The organism is Streptomyces bugieae, from assembly GCF_036352915.1.
Taxonomy (GTDB): domain Bacteria; phylum Actinomycetota; class Actinomycetes; order Streptomycetales; family Streptomycetaceae; genus Streptomyces; species Streptomyces endophytica.
Map to the genome: position 1 here is coordinate 1 of NZ_JAZBJP010000074.1, position 4,917 is coordinate 4,917.

4 protein-coding genes are annotated in these 4,917 nt (G+C 71.8%); 3 read left to right on the plus strand and 1 reads right to left on the minus strand.

Going from position 1 to position 4,917, the window contains the following annotated elements; genetic code table 11:
* Positions 1-164: 164 nt before the first annotated feature.
* A complete protein-coding gene (gene panB, locus V2J85_RS40175) occupies positions 165-1,025 on the minus strand; it encodes a 3-methyl-2-oxobutanoate hydroxymethyltransferase (RefSeq protein ID WP_261951866.1) in 861 nt (286 codons plus the stop codon).
* 218 nt (positions 1,026-1,243) lie between these two features.
* Between panB and V2J85_RS40180 the strand changes: the two genes are divergently transcribed.
* The 3 genes from V2J85_RS40180 (at position 1,244) to V2J85_RS40190 (ending at position 4,785) form a co-directional block, all read left to right on the plus strand.
* Positions 1,244-2,872 carry an MFS transporter gene (locus V2J85_RS40180; protein WP_330824340.1) on the plus strand — a complete coding sequence of 543 codons (1,629 nt, stop codon included), beginning with the start codon at positions 1,244-1,246 and terminating at the stop codon, positions 2,870-2,872.
* A complete protein-coding gene (locus V2J85_RS40185; protein ID WP_261951868.1) occupies positions 2,869-3,528 on the plus strand; it encodes a TetR/AcrR family transcriptional regulator in 660 nt (219 codons plus the stop codon). The genes V2J85_RS40180 and V2J85_RS40185 overlap by 4 nt, the downstream gene beginning before the upstream one ends.
* Positions 3,529-3,780: 252 nt before the next feature.
* Complete coding sequence (locus V2J85_RS40190; protein ID WP_410011326.1) at positions 3,781-4,785, plus strand: endonuclease/exonuclease/phosphatase family protein; 1,005 nt, start codon at positions 3,781-3,783, stop codon at positions 4,783-4,785.
* The last annotated feature ends 132 nt before the right edge of the window (positions 4,786-4,917 follow it).

The window sequence follows — 4,917 nt, forward strand, 5'->3', positions numbered from 1 at the left end:
TCACGGGAGGGGACGGGCCGGAGGGGCCGGTTGTGTGGACGTAAAGCGTCAGCAGTCCACACAACCGGCCCCGGAGGCCCGTCACCGCACCCAACAACCACCCAGCCCGCCGCAGGCGCAACGGCGAACAACACCCGCGGCGGGAAAGCCAGGTACGTGGGAAGTCAGCGGAACGTGTGCTCCGGCGTGGGGAACGTGCCCCCCACGACCTCCTCGGCAAAGGCCTTGGCCGCGCCGCCCAGCAGCTCACGCATTTCCAGGTACTTCTTGACGAACTTCGGTACCCGGCCGGCGTTCATTCCGGCCATGTCGGTCCACACCAGGACCTGCGCGTCGCACTCCAGGCCGGCGCCGATGCCGACGGTCGGGATGTGCAGCGAGCGGGTGACCTCGGCGGCCAGTTCGGCGGGTACCGCCTCCAGGACCACCGCGAACGCGCCCGCGTCCTGGACCGACTTGGCGTCCCGCAGCAGCTGCTGGGCGGCCTCCTCGCCGCGGCCCTGGACCGGGTAGCCGCCGAAGGCGTGCACCGACTGCGGGGTCAGCCCGACGTGCGCCATGACCGGGATGCCGGAGGAGACCAGCAGCTCCACCTGGTCCGCGGAGCGCTCACCGCCCTCCAGCTTGACCGCGCCGACCCCGGCCTCCTTCACCAGCCGGGTGGCGTTGCGCAGGGCCTGGACCGGCCCTTCCTGGTACGAGCCGAACGGCAGGTCCGCGACGACGAGGGACCGCTTGGTCCCCCGGACGACCGCCGCGGACAGGAACGTGATCTCGTCCATCGTGACCGGCACGGTGGACTCGTAACCGAGGTGACAGTTGCCCATCGAGTCGCCGACGAGCAGGACCGGGATCCCGGCCTCGTCGAAGACGGAGGCGGTCATCGCGTCGTAGGCGGTGAGCATCGGCCACTTCTCGCCGCGCTCCTTGGCGGCGGCGATGTCGCGCACGGTGACCCGGCGCGAGCTCGTACCCCCGTACAGGGACTTGGGCACCGGCTTCTGGGCAGGCGAAGGCTGCGTCATGGTGACGGCTCCTGTTCGTCATCTCGAGGCACCCTGACGGTGTCCCCGGACTCCCCACCATGCTGGCACGACCTCGAGGCAAAGGAAAAGGGAGGGCACAACGGGAGCCGGAACGCCGCAACCGCGGGAGAGTGGGACGTACGGCCGCCCCGCCCGGGGGATCCGGCCGCGGCTCATCAATACGGAACGGACCCGTATCGCAAACGTAGGGTGTCGGCATGGCCACCTCATCGACCGCACCGACCGCGCCGGGCGGCCCGCCCGCCCGGCAGGTCCCCGAGCGCGTGCACCGGCGCCGCTGGGCGATCCTGTCCGCCCTCATGCTCAGCCTGCTGATCGTGGTGCTGGACAACTCCATCCTGAACGTCGCCATGAAGACGATCGCCACGCCGGCCCCGCACGGCCTCGGCGCCACCCAGAGCGAACTGGAGTGGGCGATCAACGCCTACACGCTGGTCTTCGCGGGGCTGCTGTTCACCGCCGGCCTGCTCGGTGACCGGCTCGGCCGCAAGAAGACGCTGCTCTTCGGCCTGGCGGTGTTCGGCACCGGCTCGGTGCTCGCCGCGTTCGCCGGCTCGCCGACCCAGCTGATCGCCTTCCGCGCGCTCATGGGCCTGGGCGGCGCCTTCGTCATGCCGGCCACCCTGGCGATCCTGATGAACGTCTTCGAGCGCGACGAGCAGCCCAAGGCGATCGGCATCTGGGCCGGCGGGGTGGGTCTGGCCATCGCGATCGGCCCGATCGCCGGCGGGCTGCTGCTGAACCAGTTCTGGTGGGGTTCGGTGTTCCTGGTCAACGTGCCCATCGTGCTGATCGCGCTGACCGCGATGCTGATCCTGGTGCCCGACTCCAAGGACCCCAGCCCCGGCCGGCTGGACCCGGTCGGCGTGCTGTTCTCCGTCGTCGGGCTGGTCCTGCTGGTCTACGGGATCATCAAGGGCGGCCAGCTCGCCGACTTCACCGAACCGCGGGTGATCGGCACGGTCGTGGCCGGCCTGGTGGTGCTCGCCGGGTTCGTCGTGCACCAGAAGCGCAGCGACCACCCGTCGATCGACATCAACTACTTCCGCAAGCCCGCGTTCTCCGCCGCGATCGCCGCCATCGCCCTGGTCTTCTTCTCCCTGATGGGCGTCACGTTCTTCATCGTCTTCTACGTGCAGAGCGTGCGCGGCTACACCCCGCTCCAGGCCGGCCTGCTGCTCCTGCCGCTGGCCGCCGCCCAGATGATCTTCGCGCCGCGGGCCCGGCTGGCCGTGGACCGCTACGGCGCCCGCGCGGTGTGCACGTTCAGCATGTTCGTGGTGGCCGACACCATGCTGGGCCTGCTGCTGCTGGACGCCGACACCCCGATCTGGGTCATGGAGGCGCTGTTCTTCCTCCAGGGCGCCGGCATGGCGCACATCATGCCGCCGGTCACCGTCTCGATCATGCAGTCGCTGCCCCGCGAGAAGGCCGGATCCGGCTCGGCGCTCAACAACGTCTTCCGGCAGGTCGGCGGCACCCTCGGCGTCGCCGTGCTGGGCTCGCTGCTGTCCACGAGCTACCGGGACCGCATCCAGGGCGTCCTCGACGCCGTGCCCGGACTGTCGGCCGGGGCCCGGCACGCGGCCGGTGAGTCGATCGAGGCCACCCTCGGCCTCGCGGACCGGATGGGCGCTCCGGGCCGGCCGCTGGTCACCGCCGCGAACGCCGCCTTCGTCCACGCCATGCACGTCACCGCCCTCGGTTCGGCCACCGTCTCGGCCGTCGGCGCCCTGATCGTGCTGGCCTTCCTGCCGGGCAAGACGGGACCGGCGCCGCAGTCCGCGGAGCCGCGGGACGAGCGGAAGGCGGGGGCGGCGCGATGAGCCGGCCCGCACGGGGCGCCGGGGCGGTGGCCGGGGCGGGGCCGGGCCCGGTGGCACCGGAGCGCCGCGGCCGGCCGCGCAGCGCCGCGGCCGACTCCGCCATCATCGAGGCCGTGCTCCGCCTGATCGAGAACGGGGCGTCCATAGGCGAGCTGTCCATGGAGGGGATCGCCCGCGAGGCCGGCGTCGGCAAGGCCACGGTCTACCGCCGCTGGTCCGGCAAGGACGCCCTGATGCTGGACGTCATGCGGTCCCTGGACGCCCCGCTCCCGCCGCTCGACGGCGCCTCGGTCCGCGACGACCTGGTCTCCCTGCTGGAATTCCTCCGCCGCCGCGGCCTGGCCAAACGGGACTCCGCGCTGCTGCGCACCGTCGTCAGCCACGTCCACGCGCACCCGGAGCTGTGGGACGCGTACCACCGCACGGTCGTCCGGGCCCGCAACGAGGCGCTGCTCGCCGTGCTCCGCCGCGGGATGGCCAACGGCGAGATCCGCACCGACCGCCCGGTCGACGCCCTCGCCGACCTGTTCGTCGGCCCGCTGCTGGCCCGGGCCGTGCTGCACCAGTGGAAGGACCTCCCCGAGGGGCTGGCCGAGGACATCGTCGACACGGTCCTCGACGGCGTACGGCCCCGCCCCCAGGCCGCGGCGGGCTGAGCGCATGCCTGGCCGCCCGGGTCCGGGAACCCCGCGCCGTATGACCGGACCATGCCCGTTCTGTCACAGCCGTTGTCACGAACCCCGTGACCGGAACCCCACCCCGCGACACCGCCGTCCTCACCACCGAAGAGCGCGGCACGGCCGGGCGCGAATCTAAGAAACCGCATTACGGCCATCACCTAGGGTCGGTGATCACGGGTGACAGCACCGGAGCAAGGCAGTGAGGACGGCGGAATGACGCAGGCATACATGACGGAGCCGGAGCAGGGGCGGGGGCCCGCGGGGGCCGGTTCCCGGGCCGGACGCCTGCGGAACTGGTGGCGTCCCGACGGGATGTGGCGACGCGGCATCGTGCTCGCGGTGCTGGCCGTCGTGCTCGGGCTGCTGATGATCCTGCACGCCCGGGTGCCCAACGACGTGGGGAACCTGGGCAGCCTGCTGGAGACCTTCCTGCCGTGGCTCGGCCTGGCCATCCCGCTGCTGCTGCTCGCCGCGGTCCTGCGCCGCTCCGCGACCGCCCTGATCGCGCTGGTCCTGCCGGTCTTCGCGTGGGTCAACCTGTTCGCCGGGCAGGTCACGGACAAGGCCGGCACCGGCGGCAACGTCACCGTGGTCACCCACAACGTCGACGCCGACAACCCCGACCCGGCGGCCACCGCCCGGGACATCGTGCACTCCGGGGCGGACGTCGTCGCCCTGGAGGAGCTGACCGGCGACGCCCTGCCCACGTACCGGAAGGGGCTGGCGAAGGCGTACCCGTACCACACCGTGCAGGGCACGGTCGGTCTGTGGAGCAAGCTGCCGCTGAGCGACGCCCGGCCGGTGGACATCAAGATGGGCTGGACCCGCGCGCTGCGCGCCACCGTCACCGCCACCGACGGCCGGCAGTTCGGCGTCTACGTCGCCCACCTGCCGTCGGTCCGGGTCAAGGTCGAGGCCGGTTTCACCGCCAACCAGCGCGACGGCAGTGCCGAGGCGCTGGGCGAGGCGATCGCCGCCGACCCGGTCAAGAAGGTCATGCTGCTCGGCGACCTGAACGGCACCATGAACGACCGCTCGCTGGCCCCGGTCACCTCGCAGATGCGCTCCGCCCAGGGCGCCGCGGGCGACGGCTTCGGCTTCAGCTGGCCGGCCGGCTTCCCGATGGCCCGGATCGACCAGATCATGATGAAGGGCATGGACCCGGTCAAGGCGTGGGTGATGCCCTCGACCGGCAGTGACCACCTCCCGGTCGCGGCCTCCATCAAGGTCTGACGCGGCCCCGTAACGTTCCGTTCCCCCGCTGGAATACTGGACCTGGGAGACTTTGTTCCGTAAGAGAACTTAAGAGACCGTGGGAGTCCCGTGCGGCCCGCCGGCCCCGCAGGCACCCACTACACGTCACCG